This window comes from Micromonospora sp. WMMA1996 (genome assembly GCF_002573675.1).
GTDB classification, from domain to species: Bacteria; Actinomycetota; Actinomycetes; order Mycobacteriales; family Micromonosporaceae; genus Micromonospora; species Micromonospora sediminicola.
Map to the genome: position 1 here is coordinate 21,805 of NZ_PDHU01000005.1, position 19,107 is coordinate 40,911.

Sequence of the window (19,107 nt, forward strand, 5' to 3'; positions counted from 1 at the left end):
GTCACGCCTCCAGATCAGCCAGGACGGTCGGCAGTTGCCCGGCGGCCGGGGCGACCGTGCCGGGGGTGGTGTCCAGGTGTTCCAGCAGCCCGTTGACGTACGACACGTCGACCCGGACCTTCTGCACGCGGCCGTCGACGTCGCGCATGACGAACTCGCGGAAGCCGAGGCGGGACGCCGAGCCGCTGTCGGCCTGGCTGAGCGAGGCGAGAGTGGCCTCGTAGCCGTCGTCCACCGGCACCCGCAGCAGCCGCAGCGCCTCGGAGGCGATCTCGCTGTCCTCGGCGATCCGGCCGACGAAGACGGTGGAGACGAGGTTCTGGACGTCGAGACCGAGGATGTCCTTCGGGTTCTGCGAGGCGACCAGCGCGGCCAGGTTCCACTTGCGGGAGTCGCGGGCGAGGCGGACCAGGAACGAGCGCCCGGACCGCCAGCCCTCCATGAAGTGCGCCTCGTCGAGGCCGACCAGCTTGCGGGAGGACATCGAGCCGCCGTAGCAGCGGCGGACCGCCAGCCGGTGCGCGGTGTGCAGCATCGGCAGCGCGAGGGCCTCCTCGGCGGACCAGTATTCCCGCTCGATCTTCAGGTCGGGGAGCCGGAGCCCGGCCATGGTGATGACGGTGAGCGCGGCGTCGGCGCCGAGCAGCCCCTCCGGCGGCCGGCCGAAGAAGAGCATGGCCAGCGGCATCTCGGCGGTGTCGAGCAGCAGGTGGGCCAGTTCGCGTCCGGCGTCGTCGTCGAGCCCCTGGAGGCAGGTGACCACATCGTCGAGCGTGGAGGTCTCCTCGGCCGGCACCTGGCGTACGGCGTGCCGGAACAGGGTGGCCGTGGACGCCTCCCGGGCCACCTGTGGCGGCACCAGCATCATGCAGATGTCCTGCACCAGCATCCGGCGCTCGGCGCGGGCGTTGGAGACCGCGATCTCGAACTCCCGGTCGCCGGCCGCCCCGGCGGCGAACTCGCTGCGCAGGGGCGTGGGGATCAGCGCGTACGGCGCCAGGGTGCCCTGCTCCGAGCCGGTCAGGTTGAGCACCCGCGAGTAGGGCGCCAGCTCGGGCATGGCGCAGAGCCGGGCCAACGGGCCGGACGGGTCGAGCAGGGTCACCTGCACGCCGCGCCGGGCGGCCAGGTAGCCGAGCGCGCCGAGCAGCGTGGACTTGCCGCCGCCGGGTTCGGCGACGAAGACGGCGAGGCCGGAGCGCTCGCGTACCTCCATCGGGAAGTGCATGTCGAGGAAGACCGGGCGACGGCAGGTGCCGGCGGTGCGGCCGATCAGGTCGCCGCGCCGGTCGCCGACGGTGGACGCGGCCTGGGGCAGCGCGGCGGCCAGCAGGTTGACCGGCATCCGCCGGACGTAGCCGGTGTTGGCGATCGGCTCGCCGGGGATGAACTCGCGGGCCAGCCAGTCCTGGTTCTTCGGGTGCTGGAGCGAGATGCGCAGCTCACGGGAGTAGAGCTGGATGAGGCGGCGGGCCCGTTCCAGGCACTCCTCCCGGGTCCGGCCGCCGACCGCGATCCGGTGCCACCCGTGCGCGCGGGCCGAGTCGACCGGCAGCCCGGTGGTCATCTCGTCGCCGATCACCAGGGCGCGCTTGGCCAGGCGTTCCAGCTCCGGCGGGGCGTCGATGCCGTGCTCGGCGTAGTCGAGCTGCTGGGAGCGGATCATCCGGAGCCGGTGTTCGAGGTTCCGGAAGGAGTCGTTGGGGCCGAGGATGTCAACCCGGGTGGAGAGTTCCATCGGCCAGGGCAACCGCTCGTGGAAGTGCAGCCACGGCTCGTGTCGCTCGGGGATCTCCAGCGGTTCCATCCGGCCGACCGCGAGCACGGCCACGTGCCGCTCCTCGCCGGTCATCCGGTTGACCAGCTTGACCGTCGAGCCGTAGGGCGTGCGGTAGCGCTCGACCTGTTCGGTCAGGGCCAGCAGGTCGCCGCGTTCCCAGCGGCCGTTGGTGATCGGGGAGAGCACGCCGGGCGGCGCCATGCAGAGCGCCACCGAGCGGTAGAGCAGCCACTCCAGCTCCGGCGCGGTGACCCGGCGCCCGCGCATCCCGAACGCGCCGAGCACCTCGTCGAACTGCTCGACCGTACGGCCCAGCCGGCGGCGCTCGCCGTCGGCGGTGCCCCGGCCGAACGTGCGCAGCAGGCGCTCGGTGAGCGAGTCGCCGAGTGACCGGCGGGCGAAGGTGACGCCCAGGTAGGTCTGGCCCTCGGCGTGGTTGACCGCCATCAGGTGCCGCTGGGCGGCGACCAGGTGGTCGGCCCAGCCGGTGGTGCCGGGCACGTCCGGCAGCGGGGCGGCGGTGTGCGTGTCGATGGTGCGCGCCCACTCGTCGGCCGGGAACGGCCGGGTGGTGCGGCGCAGGTGCAGCCGGAACCCGGCCAGGCCCGCGTACTGCTCGGAGATCGCCGAGAGCAGCGCCTCGCGTTCGGCGTCGGGCCGGAACGCCCAACGGACCTCGGGCAGCCAGTACCAGGCGGTGACCGTGTTGGGGGTGAACGTGAGGTGCCCGGCGATCTCGGTGATGGCCAGCTCGACGGCGGGGTCGCGGTCGCCGAACTTGATTTTCGGGGCGCGTACCCGGACCGGCTTGGTCGGCTTGTCCCGGCGGGCGGCGGACCGCTGCCGGGGCGGCGCCACCTCGCGGTGCGCCGGCCGCCCGACCTCGCGGGTCGGCGCCGGCGCCGCCGCGTACGGGTCCGGCAGGTCGTGGTCCGGCTCGCGCCGGTCGACGCGGCGCGCGGGGGCCGGCGTCTCGACCGGCGCCGGGGCCACGGCCGCCTCGTGGAGCGGCTCCGGCTCGGCCGGGGGCCGGAGCGCGGGGAGGCGGTCACCGGCCTGCTGCGGCACCCGCGTGCGCGGCGGGGGCGGCGGGTCGAGCGCGGGGGGCTGAACGGGCTCGGGCAGGGCGTGTGCCGGCTCCGGCCGGGGACGGCCGACGGCGCGTACGCCGGAGCTCTGCTCCCGGGCCGGCGGCGCGGGTTCGGGTCGGTGCGGTTCGACCGGCGCGGCGTGCTGGTGCGGGATCGGCAGGGCCTCGCGGCCGACACCGCGGCGGGGCGGTGCGACCACCGGTTCGACCGGCGCGGCGGGCGGAGTCGTCCCGGCGGGCGGGCCGGCCGGCCGGCGGACCCGGGGCTGCGCGCCGCCGAACAGGTCGAGGAAGGGCGAGTCGATGTCGCCCTCGGGGCGGATCGGCTCGCGGGGTTCGGCGCCCCGAGGGCTGAGCGGACGCGGGGGCTGGAATACGCCGACCCGCCCGTGGCCGGGAGTGGTGACGAGCGCCGGGTCGAGGACGATCTCGTCGAGGTCCTCGTCCGGTGGGTAGTCGAACGATCGCGCACGGTTACCGGGCGATCCGCCCGGGTGCCCGGCCGGGGAACCCGGCGTGGAAGAGCGACTCATGCGACCGCCTCACCCGCGTCGTTCGTCTGCGCCGTCGGCGTACGCCCGGTCATGCCAGTTCCTCCCGGATCCTGATCCGGCTCGCGACGAGGCGCGGGTCCCGCAGCTCGGCGGCCGGCTCCCGGGTGCGTCGCCAGTCGGTCAGCGCGGTCCGGATGACCATGCGCGCCGGCCGGTCCGGGTCGACGTACCGGAAGATGAACGAGGTCGTCACGATGGCGAGCGAGATCTCCCAGGCGGGGAACAGCTCGACCTGGAGCGTGAACAACCAGTGGATGAACATGTAGAGGGGTACGAGCAGCATGAACAGGCCGTACTGGGCGTACGGCAGGTGGACGGGAAGGGTGTAGCCGGGCGGCCCCAGGTAGACGAGGCGAGCCCGGTAGATGTCGTCGTCGGTGCGCAGCCGCATCGTCGCCCAGCGCCCTATTCGAAGATCAGCTTGATCAGGTAGTCACCGACGAAGAAGAGTGTGGCCGCGCCGGCGATGAAGGCCAGCCCGATGATGGCGATGGCCGAGCTGGTCAGCACCTTGGAGATCTCACCCCGGCTGGCCCGGCCGATGAAGATCACCCCGAGCACGGCGAGCAGGATCGGCGCGATCTTGCTGGCGAAGAAGGTGACGACGTTGTCCGTGTCGATGCCCTTGGGCGCCGGCTCGGCGAGTGGAGTCGACGCCAGGGTGTGGAGCGCGTGGTCGACGGCGGTGGACGCCGTTGCCATGAGCTCGATGGCGATCACTGGAAACCTCCCCAAGGTCGCGGCCGGCGGCGCCGCGTTGGTGCAAGTAGGCAAGCCTGGCGGGATGATGCTCGTCAGAGACAGCGCCGTCGACGCTGGGTCCGTCACTCACCACGGAGCGTGGCGAGTTTTGGGGGGATTCTTCCCGCTTCGGCCCTCCCTCCAGGCTTCGCCATCTCGATGCTGGGCAATTCCAAAGCGTACGGGCCGGCCACCTTTGCGACAAGCCGCGAAGAGTGGACCCCGAACGACCCGGACGACCGATCGTACACCTGTTCCAATGCGCACGTCAGGGCGCGCGCTCCGGTGCTCGCCCGGCCGCCGGAAGGCCTGCTGGCGAACGGTACTGTCGGGTCCGTGACCGATCTGGTACGGGCGGAGACCCCGGTGGTGATGGGCGTCCTCAACGTCACGCCCGACTCCTTCTCGGACGGCGGCAGATACGCCGATCTGGACGCCGCCGTCGCACACGGCGTGCGACTGCGCGCCGACGGGGCGGACCTGGTCGACGTGGGGGGCGAGTCCACCCGGCCCGGCGCCGACCGGGTGGACTCGGAGACCGAGACCGCCCGGGTGCTGCCGGTGGTGCGGGAGCTGACCGCCGCCGGCATCCCGGTCAGCATCGACACCAGCCGGGCCCGGGTCGCCGAGGCCGTCCTCGCCGCCGGCGCGGCCGTGGTGAACGACGTGTCCGGCGGGCTCGCCGACCCGGACATGGCCCGCGTGGTCCGCGACGCCGGGTGCCCGTGGGTGCTCATGCACTGGCGCGGTCACTCCCGCGAGATGCGCGACCTGGCCCACTACACCGACGTGGTGGCCGACGTCCGGGCCGAGCTGGGCGCGCGGGTCGACGCGGCGCTCGCCGCCGGCGTGGCCGCCGACCGGATCATCGTCGACCCCGGGCTCGGCTTCGCCAAGACCGCCGCGCACAACTGGGAACTCAGCGCCCGCCTGCCCGAGCTGGTCGATCTCGGCTTCCCGGTCCTGTTCGGGGCCAGCCGCAAGTCCTACCTGGGCCGGCTGCTCACCGACCCGACCGGCGCGCCCCGCCCCACCGCCGGCCGGGAGGCCGCGACGATCGCGACCAGTGTGCTCGCCGTGGCCGCCGGCGCCTGGGGGGTACGCGTGCACGACGTCCGGGGCACCGCCGACGCGCTCGCCGTCTGGCGTGCCACCGGCCGCCCCCGGTTGGCCACCGCGGGCGCCGGCGCGACCGGGGGAGGGGACCGATGACCGACCGCATCGAGCTGACCGGCCTGCGCGCGCACGGCCGGCACGGGGTCTACGACTTCGAGCGCGCCCAGGGCCAGGAGTTCGTCGTCGACGCCGTGCTCGAACTCGACCTGGGTCCGGCCGCCCGTTCCGACGAGGTGACCGACACCGTGCACTACGGCGAGCTGGCCGAGCGGCTGGTCGCGGTGATCACCGGCGACCCGGTGAACCTGATCGAGACGCTCGCCGACCGGCTGCTCGCGGTCTGCCTGGCCGAGCCGCTGGTCGCCGCCGCGACGGTGACCGTGCACAAGCCGGAGGCCCCGATCCCGCACGCCTTCCGGGACGTGGCGGTCACCATGCGGCGTACCCGGTGACCCGGGCCGTGCTGTCGATCGGCAGCAACCTCGGCGACCGCCTCGACCACCTGCGCGGCGCGGTGGCCGCGCTCGGCGACGGCGTCCTGCTGGTCTCCGGCGTCTACGAGACTCCACCGTGGGGGGACGCGGACCAGCCCGCGTACCTGAACGCGGCGGTGATGGTCGCGGACCCGGCGGCGACGCCGGGCGACTGGCTGGCGCGGGCCCGGGCCGCCGAGACGGCGGCCGGGCGCACCCGCGACGCGGACCGGCGGTACGGGCCGCGCACGCTCGACGTGGACGTGATCGCGGTCTGGGACGACGCCGGGCGGCCGGTGCTCAGCGACGACCCCGAGCTGACCCTGCCGCACCCCCGCGCCCACCTGCGCGCCTTCGTGCTGCGGCCGTGGATCGACATCGAGCCGCACGGCCGGCTGCCCGGGCACGGCTGGCTGACCGACCTGCTCAACGCCGAGCCGTTGGCCGCCGACGCCCTGGAACTGAGCCCGCGACCGGATCTGACGCTAGAGTCGGACACATGAGTACGACCCGGTCCCCACAGGATCCCGACCGCTTCCGGATGGGTCCGACCCGGGTCTCCACGCTGGTGGTGGCCGGTCTGGCCGCCGCCGCCGTGGCCTGGCTGCTGATCAGCAACTTCTACGGCGACTTCGCCGCCGACCTGCCCTGGCTGCCGGTGATCACGCTGGCCGGGCTGGCCGTGCTGGAGGGCTACGCGGCGGTCAACACCCGGGGCCGGATCGAACGGCGACCCGGACGGGAGCCGGTGAACCCGCTGCTGGTCGCCCGCTTCGTGGTGCTCGCCAAGGCGTCCGCGCTGGCCGGAGCGATCTTCGCCGGCTTCTACGCCGGGCTGGCCGGCTGGCTCTTCGTCGAGCCGACCAACGCCGCCGTCGGCGACCGCCCCGCCGCGGTGGCCGGGCTGGTCGCCTCGCTGGCCCTGGTCGCGGCGGCGCTCTGGCTGGAACGGTCGTGCCGGGTGCCTGAGCAGGAGGACGACTCCGACCGCGAGCCGGGCGACCGGGAGACCCCGCGCGGGCGCCTCTGATCAGGGGGTTCCCCACACCCCGGCCCGCAGGTACCGTCCCTGGCGACCGGAGAGCGACGGCCGCCACCGGTCCGCCCGCCCGTGGGCCGGACGCGGCCACCTGGGAGGCGCGGCCAATGGGGTACGACGAGGCGGACCGGACCGCGTCACCGGAGACCTCCTCCGGCGTACCGGCCGCCGTGCTGGAGAACGTCTTCGACGACCCGTCGCACGGCGAACCCGGCCGGGACCGGATCGCGGTGCACGTGGTCTGGGAGTTCCTGCTGCTGGCCGGGCTGGCCGCGGTGACCTGGCTGCTCTGGCGGGAGGACGCGGACGCGCTGCGCGGCGGCGCGCTCAAGACGCTGCTCGTCGACGTGGCCGGGCTCGGCCTGCTCACCCTGGCCGCCGGACTGAGCCTGCGGGCCGCCGCGGTGAACCTGGCGGTCGGTCCGGTCGCGCTGGCCGCCGCGATGCACTTCGCCGAGCAGGGCGACCGGGGTGCCCGGGAGGCGCTGCTCCCGGCGCTCGCGGTGGCCGCGGTCGGCGGGCTGGCGCTCGCCCTGGTCGTGGTGGTGCTGCACGTGCCGGGCTGGGCGGCGAGCCTGGCCGGCGCGGCCGGCGTGATCGTCTACCTGGAGCGGCGGACCGCCCCGGTCGCGGTCCAGGGGGACTACGACCCCCGGCGCACCGCGCTCTACCTGTTCGTCGGCTTCGCCGCGGTGGCCGTCCTCGGTGGCCTCTTCGGTGCGATCAAACCGGTGCGCCGGCTGATCGGCCGGTTCCGTCCGGTCGCCGACCCGGCCCGGCGGCGCGGGGCGGTCGCCGCCGTCGTGACCGCGCTGGCGCTCGTCGGCTCCACGGTGCTGGCGATGCTCGGCGGGGTCCTGATCGCCGCGAACGGGGACGGTCCGGTGGCCCCCGGCACCGGGCTGGACTGGACGGTGCTGGCGGTCGGCACGGTCCTGCTCGGCGGCACCAGCGCGTACGGCCGGCGCGGCGGTGTCTTCGGCACGCTGATCGCGGTCAGCCTGGTGGTGGTGTTCCTGGCCTGGACCGTGGCGCACGACTGGTCGATCGGCCGGTGGGCCCTGGGCGGGGCGGTGCTCGGCGCCGGGCTGCTGGTCACCCGGCTGGTCGAGACGTTCGGCCGGCCCCGCCCGGCCCGGCAACTGACGGCCGTGCCCGGCCCGCCGCGCCCGGTCGGGGACGGCCGGATCAGCACCGGCTGGACGACGACCCCGACGCCCGAGCCGACCGACACCTGGCCGTCGGTGCTGCCCGTACGCGAGACCGACACCCCGGTCGACGCCTGGGAGGCGCCCCGCTGGGAGAGCGAGCCGCGGCGCTGGGACGCCGACCGCTGACGTCGACGAGGGTCGGCTCCGGCGGGGGTAGCGTCCGGCGGGCCGAAGCTGATCTCGCCGGTTAGGCTCGGCGGCATGAGCGAGACTCCTGCCCCCGGCGGCCGTACCTTCGACGAGCTCGACAAGCTCTCCACCGAGGAGCTGCGCGAGCAGGCGTTCCACCTGGCCCGGGAGCGTCGCGACGTGGGGTTCTTCTGGTCGGTGCTGCGGCACCTGCCGAACGCCGACGAGGCTGCCGCCCTGGACGGCGCGCCGAACTCGGTCGGGCCGACCATCGACGAGGCCAACGCGCTGTGGCGGGAGCTGACCGGGCACGGCTACGACGAGTCCGCGCCGCTGCTGCGCGCCGCCTTCATCGACTACCTGATGAAGCACTGACCCGTGGCCGCCCGCCGGCCGACGGCGGTCGCGCGGACGCGCAGGTTTGCCCGGCGCGGCGGCCCGGGAACTGACCGCTCCATGGCCCTCACCAACCGCCCCCGCACCGTCCCCCGGTACGGCACGGCCGCCGGCACCGGCACGCTCGCCGCGTTCCTGCTCGTCGCGGTCGGCGGCAGCCCGATGTACGGGGACTGGGCGCAGGGCAGCACCGATCCGACCGGAGCCGGTGGCTGGTTCCTGCGGCTGCTCTACTGGCCGGCCTGGCGGTGGCACGCCGACGAGGGGTTGCTCACCACCAACCTGCGGGCGATCCTGCTGCTCGTGGTCGCCGCGGCGCTGCTCTACCTGCTGCCCGGCCCGCAGGTGGACCGGGTGGCCGCCTCGGGCAGCCAGTTCCTCTCCGGTTGGGGCGCGTACGCCCTGGCCGGCGGGATCACCGCCCTGCTCGCCACGCTCCTCGGACCGCACGGCACGCTCTTCGCCGCCTTCCAGGCCGCGAGCGGCGGCGTCACGTACGGCTTCTTCGCCGGCTGGATCGTCGGTCTGGCCAGCCTGGGCGGCCGGGCCTGACTCGTCGTACGGCGGGCCGGGCCCGATCCTCCGGTGACCGGTCCGGCCGGCCGCGCGGGCCGGTCAGGCGCCGTCCACCGCGCCCAGGCTCAGCACCCGGCTGCGCGCGATCAGCCCCACCGGGCTGCCGTCCTCGGTGACCAGCGCGTGGTCGGCGCCGGAGGTGAGCAGCGCGCCCAGCGCGTCGTAGGCCGAGTCGCCGAGCGGCACCGTGGGCAGCCCGGTCCCGCCGTCGGCCGGGAGCGGGTCGAGCACCGCGCGGGTCAGCGGGGTGACCGCCAGCCGCCGGATGCCCCGGTCGGCGCCGACGAACTCGCGGACGAACGCCGACGCGGGCGAGCCGAGCAGCGCGGCCGGGCTGTCGTACTGCTCCAGCACGCCACCCTCGGAGAGCACCGCGATCCGGTCGCCCAGCCGGACCGCCTCGTCGAGGTCGTGGGTGACCAGCACGATGGTCTTGCGCACCTCGGCCTGGAGCCGCAGGAACTCCTCCTGGAGCCGGGTCCGCACGATCGGGTCGACGGCCGAGAACGGCTCGTCCATCAGCAGCACCACCGGGTCGGCGGCGAGGGCGCGGGCGACGCCCACCCGCTGCCGCTGCCCGCCGGAGAGCTCGTGCGGGTAGCGCCGGCCGAACTGCGCCGGGTCGAGGCCGACCAGTTCCAGCAGCTCACCGACCCGGGCGCGGGTGCGTTCGCGCGGCCAACCGAGCAGCCCCGGCACGGTCGCCACGTTGGCGGCGACGGTCTGGTGCGGGAACAGGCCGACGTTCTGGATCACGTATCCGATGCGGCGGCGCAGGGTCACCGGGTCGACGCGGGTGACGTCGTCGTCGCCGAGCAGGATCCGGCCGTCGGTCGGTTCGATCAGCCTGTTGATCATCCGCAGCACCGTCGACTTGCCGCAGCCGGACGGGCCGATCAGCACCACCAGCTCGCCCGCCTTGACCTCCAGGCTCAGCTCGCGGACCGCCTCGGTGCCGTCCGGGTAGCGCTTGCGGATGCGCTCCAGCGTGATCGAGGCGGCGCCGTGACCGGCGGTGGTGCCCGGGGTAACGTCCACGTGTGTTCCTCCACCTGAGCTACCGGGCCGCCCCGGGCAATCCGTGGTTCTCCTGGCAGTACGTGCGGGACAACTCTGACACCATCCTCGCCGCGCTGCGCGAGCACACCTGGTTGACCGCCCGGGCCGTGGTGATCGCCGCGCTGGTGGCGCTGCCGCTCGCGGTGGCAGCGTACTGGTTCCGCTCGCTGGCCGCGTCGATCCTGGCGCTGACCGGGGTGCTCTACACGATCCCGTCGCTGGCGCTGTTCGCCTTCCTCGCGCCCTACCTCGGCATCGGGGCGATCACCGTGCTCACCGTGGTGGCGCTCTACGCGCTGCTGGTCATCGTGCGCAACACGCTGGCCGGCCTGAACCAGGTGCCACCGGAGGTGCGGGAGGCCGCCGAGGGCATGGGCTACGGCCGCTGGGGCCGGCTGGTCCGGATCGAGCTGCCGCTGGCGCTGCCCGGCATCCTCACCGGCGTACGGCTGGCGACCGTCTCCACGGTCGCGCTGGTCACCGTGGGCGTGGTGGTGGGCCGGGGCGGGCTGGGCCAGCTCATCTTCGCCGGCTTCCAGAACAACTTCTACAAGGCGCAGATCATGACCGGCACGGTGCTCTGCGTGCTGCTGGCGCTGGTGCTCGACCTGGTCCTGGCGGGGGTGGGCCGGCTGCTCACCCCGTGGCTGCGCGGACGGGTCTCATGAATCCGGTGCAGCAGGCGGTGCTCTGGCTGAACGACCCGCTGAACTGGACCAACCCCGGCGGCGTGCTGGACCGCCTCGGCGAGCACCTGAGCATGTCCGCCCTGGCGGTGCTGCTGGGGTGCCTGGTGGCATGGCCGATCGGTCTCTGGCTCGGCCACAGCGGCCGGGGCGGCGGGCTGGTGCTGCTGGTCTCCAACGTCACGTTGGCGATCCCGACCCTGGCCCTGCTGACCATCCTGCCGCTGACCTTCCTCGGGTTCGGCCGGTCGGCCGTGGTGGTGGCGCTCGCGGTCTTCGCGGTGCCGCCGCTGCTGGCGAACGCGTACACCGGGGTGCGGCAGGCCGACCCGGAGGCCCGGGACGCGGCGCGCGGCATGGGGCTCTCCGGCGGGCAGGTGCTGCGCCGGGTGGAGTTGCCGCTCGCGGTGCCCTACCTGGCGGCGGGGTTCCGCACCGCGGCCGTGCAGGTGGTGGCGACCGCGGCGTTGGCCTCGTTCGTCAACGGCGGTGGGTTGGGTCAGATCATCCGGGCCGGCTTCGGGCTGGACATCGCGGCCGGCGGCGGCCAGATCATCGCCGGCGGTGTGCTCGTGGCGGGCCTGGCGCTGCTGGTCGAGGGGATCCTCGCGGTGCTGGAGCGGGTGGTCACGCCGCGCCCGCTGCGACGGGTCAGCCGGCGGGCGAACCGCCGTGCGGCGGCGGCCACGGCCGGCAACTGATCTTCCGGCGGCTCCTCGCCGGCCCGTCGGTGAGTCGGGCATCACAGCGCATCCGACCCGCTGGTGACGATCGGATGACGAAAACCGCTCCAAGTTTGTCGGTCGGGTCCGGAGGATGTTGGGTGAAGTCACGGGCGGCCGTCCGGATCGCCCGTCGGACACGCGGCCGGCCCCATCGGGGGCCGCGCCGGGACACGGAAGGCGGGCACTGATGCGCGCACGTGCACGGCTGGCCGCGGGGGCCTTCGGCGCCCTCGCCGCGGCAACTCTCCTCACGGGCTGCGGTGACGCCGGCTCCTCCGGCACCGACGCTCCCGAGGCGGGCGCCTCGGGTGCCGGCTGCGCCCCGGTGGCGGGTGACCAGCTGGTCGTCCTCACCGACGACAAGAAGCTGCAGAACACCGACAACGTCCTCCCCGCGATCAACAAGAAGGCGGCGACGCCGCAGCTGGTCGCCGCGCTGGACAAGGTCTCGGCGAAGCTCGACACCCCCAAGCTGATCCAGCTCAACCGGGCGGTCGACGTCGACCGGAAGACGCCCCAGGTGGCGGCGCAGGAGTTCGCCGCCGCCAACGGTGTGACCGACGGGATCGAGAAGGGTCCGGGCGGCCAGGTGACGGTGGGCGCGGGCAACTTCAGCGAGAGCCAGACCGTCGCCGAGCTCTACAAGATCGCGCTCACCGCGGCCGGCTACCAGGTCAAGGTGCAGACCATCGGCAACCGGGAGCTCTACGAGCCGGCCCTGGAGAAGGGCCAGGTCCAGGTCGTCCCGGAATACGCCGCCACCATGGCCGAGTTCCTCAACACCAAGGCCAACGGCAAGGACGCCCAGCCGGTCTCGTCCCCCGAGCTGGAGAAGACCGTCGCCGCGCTCAAGACCGAGGGCGACAAGGCGGGCCTGGTGTTCGGCCAGCCCTCCCAGGCGCAGGACCAGAACGCGTTCGCGGTGACCAAGGCCTTCGCCGAGAAGTACGGCCTGTCGACGCTCTCCGACCTGGCCGCGAAGTGCTCCGGGCAGGCCACCGTGCTCGCCGGTCCGCCGGAGTGCCCGCAGCGGCCGAAGTGCCAGGCCGGGCTGGTCGAGGTCTACGACTTCAAGGCCGGCTCGTTCAGTTCGCTGGACGCGGGTGGCCCGCAGACCAAGAACGCGCTGAAGACCGGCGCCGCCAGCGTCGGGCTCGTCTTCTCCTCGGACGCGGCGCTCGCCACGAGCTGATCCGTCGCCGCCGGCCGGTCGAACCGGCCGGCCGGCGGCGATCCCGGGCGGGGTCGCTGGTCAGCGACCGTGCATCCGATCGCGCCGACCCGTTCCCCTCCGGTGGAACTCTCGGTAATCTGCTCAGCCATGCCCGCCTCGGTCGCCCCCGCCGACAAGCGCACCCCGACGCCACTGACCGTCCTGTTCTGGATCGGCGTGGGGTTGGCGCCCCTGGCGGCGCTCATCCTGCTGGTCGCCGATGGCAACGGCACGCTGCGCTTCGGCGCCGTGCTGGCGATCCTCGCCGTGGTGCTGATCGGCCTCTCCATCGCGCTGCGGGCCGAGAACGGCTCCGGTGACGCCGGGGCCGAGGAGCTTCGCGAGGAGCTGGAGCAGCTCCGGCGCGAGTTGCGCTCCGAGATCGTGGCCGCCGCCCAACGTGGCAATCAGGCGCTCGACCAGGCCCGGCGGGCGGAGGAGACGGCCGGCGCGGTGCGTCAGCGGCTCGACGCGGCAGCCGCGGGGCTGGCCGCCGCGCCCGCCGAGGAGCGCCCGGGCGGACGGGCCCGGGTGCCGGTGGCCGGCGCGTACGACGCGGGACGGGCGCACCCGGCCGGCCGCGACGAGGACGCCCCGGGCCGGTCGTCGGGCACGCGCTACGGCGCCGACGACGCGTCCCGGCCCGACGTCGACCGCCCCGACGCTCACGCCGGTACGGGCTGGGGCCGGCCCGAGCCGTACGACGCCGACCCGTCGGGCCCGTACGCCGGGGAGCGCGCGGAGCCGGGCGGCTACCGGGCCGACCCGGACCGCTCCGGCGCGGACCGCCCGGGTTTCGCCGGCTACGGCGCCGACCCGGCCCGGTCCGACCCGCGCGGCACGGAGTGGCCGTCCGCCGGCACGCCGGGCGCGGACCGGCCGTCGGCCGCCGGATACGGCCAGGACCGGTCGTCGACCGGCGGATACGGCCAGGACCGACCGTCGGCCGGTGTCTACGGCGCGGCGCGGGTGGCCGAGCCGGCCCGGCCGGAGCAGCCCCGCCCCGTCGGCGTGGTTCACCACACCGAGACGGTGCACGTCACCACCCGGCACACCATCGTGGACGGTGGCGAACCGGCGGGTGGCCGGTACGGCGGGTTCGCCGGCCGCTGGTCACCGGGAGCGGAGGACCGGCCGCGGGGTGCGGAGGCGGCCGACCACCGGGGCGTCGGGCACCGCGAGTCGGGCCGGGACGAGCCGGCCCGATCCGGCTGGTCCGGCTCGGAGGAGGACGGCTGGCTGGGCGGCCTGCGGTCCGGTCCGGGCGCGGAACGGACCTGGCCCCGCGACGACGGCGCCCGCGACGACGGCTACCGGGCCGGCGCGCCCGGTGACGCCTACCGGGCCGCCCCGGCGGAGGACGCCTACCGCACCGGCCCGTCCGGTGACGGCTACCGGGCCGCACCCCCGGACGACGGCTACCGACCGAGCCCGTCCGGCGACGGATACGCGCGGACCGGTGACGGGCGCGAGCACCCCTGGGCGGGTGTCGGCCGGGCCGCGGGCGGCCAGCGGGGCTGGCCGGCGGACGACGGCTGGTCGCGGGGCCCGGGATCGGACCGGCCGGCGGACGAGCAGCGCGACTGGTCCGGCCCGGGTGACGACCGGACCGGTCCGGTGGCGGGCGGGGCGCGAGGCGACCGCTCCTGGCCGCCGGTGGAGCAGGCCGGGCGGGCGCAGGTGGCCGAGCCGGACGGCGCGCACTGGTCGCAGGTGCGGGCCGCCGGCAACCGCTGGGCGGCGGTCCGCGACGACGACCGGGGGCGGGAGATCCGGGTCGGGGAGCGGCGGGCCGCGGTGCACGAGGACGGCGGGGGCACCGAGTACCGGGTCGAGGACCGGTGGGCCTCCGTCCGTGGCGAACCGGCCGGCGGCTGGTCGCCGGAGAGCCACCCGGCGCTGCCGGCCGGTGGGGTCCCGGTGCCGCAGGAGTGGCGACCGCCGACGCAGCGCAGCGGCCAGCCGGAGTGGCGCGAGGTCGAGCCGGAGTGGCGGCAGCCCGAGCCGGAGTGGCGCCGGCCGGAGCCCGGCGGCTACGGTCACCCGCCCCGCGACGCCGACGACCGCTGGCGCTGACCGCGCCCCGGACTCACTTGTCGATGTCGCCGACCACGAAGAACATCGAGCCGAGGATGGCGATCAGGTCGGGGACCAGGCACCCGGGCAGCAGCGTCGACAGCGCCTGCACGTTCGCGTACGAGGCGGTGCGCAGCTTGAGCCGCCACGGCGTCTTCTCGCCCCGGGAGACCAGGTAGTAGCCGTTGATGCCGAGCGGGTTCTCGGTCCAGGCGTAGGTGTGTCCCTCGGGCGCCTTGACCACCTTGGGCAGCCGGGTGTTCACCGGCCCGGAGATCCGGTCCACCCGGTCCAGGCACTGTTCGGCGAGGTCGAGCGAGGCGTACACCTGGTCGAGCAGCACCTCGAACCGGGCGTGGCAGTCCCCGGCGGTCTTGGTCACCACCGGCACGTCGAGCTGGTCGTAGGCCAGGTAGGGCTCGTCCCGGCGCAGGTCCAGGTCGAGCCCGGAGGCCCGGGCGACCGGCCCGGACGCGCCGAACGCGGCGGCGTCGGCCGCGGAGAGCACGCCGACCCCGACGGTGCGGGCCAGGAAGATCTCGTTGCGCCGGATCAGGTGGTCGAGGTCGGGCATCCGGCGGCGTACCTCGGCGATGGCGGCGCGGGCCCGCCCGGTCCAGCCGGCGGGCACCTCCTCCTTCAGGCCGCCGACCCGGTTGAACATGTAGTGGATCCGGCCGCCGGAGACCTCCTCCATCACCGCCTGGATGGTCTCCCGTTCCCGGAACGCGTAGAACATCGGCGTGATCGCGCCGATCTCCAGCGGGTAGGAGCCGAGGAACATCAGGTGGTTGAGCACCCGGTTCAGCTCGGCCAGCGCCATCCGCAGCCAGGTGGCGCGCTCCGGCACCTCCATGCCCATCAGCCGCTCGACCGCGAGCACCACGCCCAGCTCGTTGGAGAACGCCGACAGCCAGTCGTGCCGGTTCGCCAGCACGATGATCTGCCGGTAGTCGCGAACCTCGAAGAGCTTCTCCGCCCCTCGGTGCATGTAGCCGACGATCGGCTCGGCGGCGATCACCCGCTCCCCGTCGAGCACCAGCTTCAGCCGCAGCACGCCGTGCGTCGAGGGGTGCTGCGGCCCGATGTTGAGCACCATGTCGGTGCCGAGCTGCTCACCGCCGGCGCCGGTCCCGACGGTCAGCTCGCGGAGGTCGCCGGCGTCCGTGGTCATGCCCGTCATCGTGCCATGGTCGCCTCGGGCGCGACGCCGACCGGCTGCCGCAGCCACCAGTGCCCGCCGAGGCCGGCCGGGTCGGTCAGCTCGGCCGCCGCCGACGCGCCGGCCAGCGCGCGCAGGTAGCCGGCCGGGTCCCGGGAGGCCAGGGCCAGCGGTGGTCGGCCGCCGTCGGCTCCGAGCGCCCGCAGCGCCTCCCGCTGCGACACCAGGGTGTACGCACACCCCGCGACCCGCGCGCCGGCGGCGGCCACCGAGTCCATGGCGACGTGCGCGGTCACGTCGCACGACCCGTCCGGCACCGGCGGCACCTGCCGCCCGTCCCGGTACCCGGTCAGCGTCCCGTCCAGGGGCCGGGCGTCCCGCAGGTGCCCGTAGTCCACCGCCAGCGCCAGCCCTCGCTCGACCCGCCCCACCGCCTCCGCCCACGCCTCGTCCCGAGTCCTCCCCATCTCCGCCCGCGTCGGGGTGGGGGGCCACCAGTGGGTCAGCCAGGTGGTGTCGGTGGGGGAGACGGCGGGGCCGGGGGTCTCGTGGCCGGTGGTGGGGTCGACCAGCAGGTGGCGCCAGCCGTCCGGGGTGGGGGTGGCGACGTCCAGGGGGACGTTGTCCAGCCACTCGGTGGCCAGCAGCAGGCCGGTGATCCCCTCGGGGATCTCGTGCCGCCAGTCGATGCCGGGTGGCAGGTCGGCGGGGCGTTCGGCGCGTTCCACCGCGACCGGGTGGATCCGGTCGGCCAGGTCCGGGTCGGCCCGCGTCAGCAGCGCGCGGAGCAGCTCGCCCCGGCCGGCGCCCACGTCGACCACGTCCAGCCGGGCCGGCCGCCCCAGCGCCTCGTCGACGGCGGTGAGCTGCCGCAGCAGGCAGGCGGCGAAGACCGGTGAGGCGTGCACGCTGGTGCGGAAGTGGGCGGCGGGGCCGGGGCCGGCCACGAAGAAGCCGTCCGGCCCGTAGAGGGCCTGTTCCATCGCGTCGCGCCAGCGCAGCGCGGGGTACCCGGACGTCACCGGGCCGACCCTACGGCCCGCCCTGGCCGGTGCCGTCCGGCGACCCGCCGGCCCGGCGTGGAGCGGCGCGGACGTACCCGTACGGGGGGTTCCTCCGCCACCGGAGCGGGCGCTCCGGGCGGTCGGTGAAGGTTTTCACACCTTCTTGTTTCCGGTCTGTCACCCGGGCGCATACTTGCCATCGACCGGTACCCCCTTCGAGGACTGGATCGCTGCCATGAGCGCACCGCTGCGCCCGCGGGCCACTCGCGCCCCGCTCGTCTTCCCCCGCACCCTCACCGTCGGCGTGCTCGGCGCCGGCCGGGTCGGTTCCGTGCTCGGCGCGGCCCTGGCCGCCGCCGGTCACCGCGTGGTGGCCGCCTCGGGCGGTTCCGGCGCCAGCCGGGCCCGGGTGGCGCTGCTCCTGCCGCAGACCCCGCACCGCTCCGCCGCCGCCGTGGCCCGGGCCGCCACCGACCTGCTGATCGTGGCCGTACCCGACGACGCCCTGGCCGACGTGGTCGCCGACCTGGCCGCGAGCGGCGCGCTGCACCCCGGCCCGGTGGTCGCGCACACGTCCGGCGCGCACGGGCTGGCCGTCCTGGCCCCGGCCGCCGCGGCCGGCGCCCGGCCGCTCGCGCTGCACCCCGCGATGACCTTCACCGGTACGCCGGACGACCTGTCCCGCCTCGCCGGCAGCTCCTACGGCGTGACCGCGCCGGCCGAGCTGCGCCCGTTCGCGGCCCGGTTGGTGGCCGACCTGGGCGGCGTGCCGGAGTGGGTGGGGGAGGCCGACCGGCCGCTCTACCACGCGGCGTTGGCGCACGGCGCGAACCACCTGGTCACCCTGGTCAACGAGGCGGCCGACCGGCTGCGCGACGCCGGGGTGGACCGGCCGGAGAAGGTGCTCGCCCCGCTGCTGCGGGCGGCCCTGGAGAACGCGCTGCGGCTCGGCGACGACGCGCTCACCGGCCCGGTGTCCCGGGGCGACGCGGGCACCGTACGTCGGCACCTGGACCGGCTGGCGCGGACCGCGCCGGAATCCGTACCGGCCTACCTGGCGTTGGCCCGACGGACGGCGGACCGCGCCGTCGCGGCGGGCCGGCTGCGCCCGGCGGACGCCGCGTCGCTGCGGGACGTGCTGGACGGGATGGAGGTTGTGGCGTGAGCGCGAGGAGTGAGCCGGGTCTGCGAGCCCCGCAGTCGCGAACCGGGAGGCCCTGATGGTGGACGTGCTGCACACGCGCAAGGAGTTGGCGGCGGCCCGGGAGGGGCTGACCGGCACCGTCGGCGTGGTGATGACCATGGGCGCGCTGCACACCGGGCACGAGACGCTGCTGCGGGCCGCCCGCGAGCGGGCCGACCACGTGCTGGTGACGATCTTCGTGAACCCGCTGCAGTTCGGCCCGAACGAGGACTTCGACCGCTACCCGCGCACGCTCGACTCCGACCTGGAGATCTGCCGGCGGGCCGGGGCGGACCTGGTGTTCGCGCCGTCGGTGGCCGAGATGTACCCGGAGGGCCAGCCGACGGTGCGCCTGAACCCGGGCCCGCTCGGCGAGGACCTGGAGGGACTGAGCCGGCCCGGCTTCTTCCACGGCGTGCTCACCGTGGTCCTGAAGCTGCTCCAGCTCACCCGCCCCGACCTGGCCTTCTTCGGCGAGAAGGACTACCAGCAGCTCACCCTGGTGCGCCGGATGGTCCGTGACCTCGACGTGCCGACCGAGATCGTCGGGGTGCCGACCGTGCGGGAGCCGGACGGCCTGGCGCTGTCCAGCCGCAACCGCTACCTGTCGGCCGACGAGCGGCGGGCCGCGCTGAGCCTGTCCGCCGCGCTGCGCGCGGGTGTCGCGGCGGCCGAGCGGGGCGACGACGCCGGGGCGGTGCTGGCCGCCGCGCACCGGGCCTTCGACCCGGGTACGCCGGACGCCCGCCTCGACTACCTGGTGCTCACCGACACCGACCTGGAGCCCGGTCCGGTCTCCGGCCCGGCCCGGCTGTTGATCGCCGCCTGGGTCGGCGCCACCCGACTGATCGACAACACGGCGCTCCACCTCGCGCCGCGTCCCTGACCCCACCA

19 protein-coding genes are annotated in these 19,107 nt (G+C 75.1%); 13 read left to right on the forward strand and 6 right to left on the reverse strand.

Annotation, left to right across the window (positions count from 1 at the left end; genetic code table 11):
* Nucleotide 1: 1 nt before the first annotated feature.
* From COO58_RS25600 to COO58_RS25610, 3 genes are read right to left on the reverse strand one after another with little or no spacing between them, the layout of a single operon-like run.
* Nucleotides 2-3,403, reverse strand: a complete 3,402-nt coding sequence (locus COO58_RS25600) for an ATP-binding protein (RefSeq protein WP_098747601.1) — start codon at nucleotides 3,401-3,403, stop codon at nucleotides 2-4.
* A gap of 49 nt (nucleotides 3,404-3,452) precedes the next feature.
* Nucleotides 3,453-3,815: a hypothetical protein gene (locus tag COO58_RS25605; RefSeq protein ID WP_091317037.1), complete on the reverse strand. Its 363-nt coding sequence runs from the start codon at nucleotides 3,813-3,815 to the stop codon at nucleotides 3,453-3,455.
* Nucleotides 3,816-3,829: 14 nt separating this feature from the next.
* Nucleotides 3,830-4,144 carry a hypothetical protein gene (locus COO58_RS25610; RefSeq protein ID WP_091568645.1) on the reverse strand — a complete coding sequence of 105 codons (315 nt, stop codon included), beginning with the start codon at nucleotides 4,142-4,144 and terminating at the stop codon, nucleotides 3,830-3,832.
* A 357-nt stretch (nucleotides 4,145-4,501) separates the two neighbouring features.
* Between COO58_RS25610 and folP the strand changes: the two genes are divergently transcribed.
* The 7 genes from folP (at nucleotide 4,502) to COO58_RS25645 (ending at nucleotide 9,081) form a co-directional block, all read left to right on the forward strand.
* On the forward strand, nucleotides 4,502-5,377 hold the full coding sequence (gene folP / locus COO58_RS25615; RefSeq protein ID WP_098747870.1) for a dihydropteroate synthase: 876 nt from the start codon (nucleotides 4,502-4,504) through the stop codon (nucleotides 5,375-5,377).
* A complete protein-coding gene (gene folB / locus COO58_RS25620; RefSeq protein WP_091568647.1) occupies nucleotides 5,374-5,733 on the forward strand; it encodes a dihydroneopterin aldolase in 360 nt (119 codons plus the stop codon). Before folP ends, folB begins: the two co-directional genes overlap by 4 nt.
* Entirely contained in the window at nucleotides 5,730-6,257 is a 528-nt protein-coding gene (gene folK / locus COO58_RS25625; RefSeq protein ID WP_091568648.1) for a 2-amino-4-hydroxy-6-hydroxymethyldihydropteridine diphosphokinase, read from the forward strand. Before folB ends, folK begins: the two co-directional genes overlap by 4 nt.
* A gap of 38 nt (nucleotides 6,258-6,295) precedes the next feature.
* Nucleotides 6,296-6,784, forward strand: coding sequence for a DUF3180 domain-containing protein (locus COO58_RS25630; RefSeq protein WP_172968059.1), 489 nt, complete (start codon nucleotides 6,296-6,298; stop codon nucleotides 6,782-6,784).
* A gap of 116 nt (nucleotides 6,785-6,900) precedes the next feature.
* Nucleotides 6,901-8,130: an ABC transporter permease gene (locus COO58_RS25635; protein ID WP_091568652.1), complete on the forward strand. Its 1,230-nt coding sequence runs from the start codon at nucleotides 6,901-6,903 to the stop codon at nucleotides 8,128-8,130.
* 75 nt (nucleotides 8,131-8,205) lie between these two features.
* On the forward strand, nucleotides 8,206-8,508 hold the full coding sequence (locus COO58_RS25640) for a hypothetical protein (RefSeq protein ID WP_091568655.1): 303 nt from the start codon (nucleotides 8,206-8,208) through the stop codon (nucleotides 8,506-8,508).
* A gap of 81 nt (nucleotides 8,509-8,589) precedes the next feature.
* Nucleotides 8,590-9,081 carry a hypothetical protein gene (locus COO58_RS25645; RefSeq protein ID WP_098747603.1) on the forward strand — a complete coding sequence of 164 codons (492 nt, stop codon included), beginning with the start codon at nucleotides 8,590-8,592 and terminating at the stop codon, nucleotides 9,079-9,081.
* A gap of 63 nt (nucleotides 9,082-9,144) precedes the next feature.
* Here the strand turns inward: COO58_RS25645 and COO58_RS25650 are convergent, their stop codons facing one another.
* Complete coding sequence (locus COO58_RS25650) at nucleotides 9,145-10,143, reverse strand: ABC transporter ATP-binding protein (protein ID WP_091568659.1); 999 nt, start codon at nucleotides 10,141-10,143, stop codon at nucleotides 9,145-9,147.
* Between the two features lie 2 nt (nucleotides 10,144-10,145).
* On the opposite strand from COO58_RS25650, the gene COO58_RS25655 reads away from it, so the two are divergent.
* From COO58_RS25655 to COO58_RS25670, 4 genes are all read left to right on the forward strand, one after another.
* A complete protein-coding gene (locus COO58_RS25655) occupies nucleotides 10,146-10,832 on the forward strand; it encodes an ABC transporter permease (protein WP_091568662.1) in 687 nt (228 codons plus the stop codon).
* Complete coding sequence (locus COO58_RS25660) at nucleotides 10,829-11,551, forward strand: ABC transporter permease (protein ID WP_091568664.1); 723 nt, start codon at nucleotides 10,829-10,831, stop codon at nucleotides 11,549-11,551. Before COO58_RS25655 ends, COO58_RS25660 begins: the two co-directional genes overlap by 4 nt.
* A 211-nt stretch (nucleotides 11,552-11,762) precedes the next feature.
* The gene (locus COO58_RS25665; protein WP_098747605.1) at nucleotides 11,763-12,767 is read left to right on the forward strand and encodes a glycine betaine ABC transporter substrate-binding protein; all 1,005 of its coding nucleotides are present in this window, start codon (nucleotides 11,763-11,765) and stop codon (nucleotides 12,765-12,767) included.
* A 129-nt stretch (nucleotides 12,768-12,896) separates the two neighbouring features.
* Nucleotides 12,897-14,864, forward strand: a complete 1,968-nt coding sequence (locus COO58_RS25670) for a hypothetical protein (protein ID WP_098747606.1) — start codon at nucleotides 12,897-12,899, stop codon at nucleotides 14,862-14,864.
* A gap of 13 nt (nucleotides 14,865-14,877) precedes the next feature.
* On the opposite strand, the gene COO58_RS25675 is transcribed toward COO58_RS25670, so the two are convergent.
* Together COO58_RS25675 and COO58_RS25680 are read right to left on the reverse strand one after the other, a co-directional pair.
* A complete protein-coding gene (locus COO58_RS25675; protein WP_176558974.1) occupies nucleotides 14,878-16,047 on the reverse strand; it encodes an NADH-quinone oxidoreductase subunit D in 1,170 nt (389 codons plus the stop codon).
* Nucleotides 16,044-17,009: an SAM-dependent methyltransferase gene (locus COO58_RS25680; RefSeq protein WP_098747871.1), complete on the reverse strand. Its 966-nt coding sequence runs from the start codon at nucleotides 17,007-17,009 to the stop codon at nucleotides 16,044-16,046. Before COO58_RS25680 ends, COO58_RS25675 begins: the two co-directional genes overlap by 4 nt.
* Nucleotides 17,010-17,265: 256 nt before the next feature.
* Between COO58_RS25680 and COO58_RS25685 the strand changes: the two genes are divergently transcribed.
* Nucleotides 17,266-18,195: a Rossmann-like and DUF2520 domain-containing protein gene (locus COO58_RS25685; protein ID WP_098747607.1), complete on the forward strand. Its 930-nt coding sequence runs from the start codon at nucleotides 17,266-17,268 to the stop codon at nucleotides 18,193-18,195.
* 55 nt (nucleotides 18,196-18,250) lie between these two features.
* On the forward strand, nucleotides 18,251-19,099 hold the full coding sequence (panC, locus tag COO58_RS25690; RefSeq protein ID WP_091568673.1) for a pantoate--beta-alanine ligase: 849 nt from the start codon (nucleotides 18,251-18,253) through the stop codon (nucleotides 19,097-19,099).
* Nucleotides 19,100-19,107: the final 8 nt, after the last annotated feature.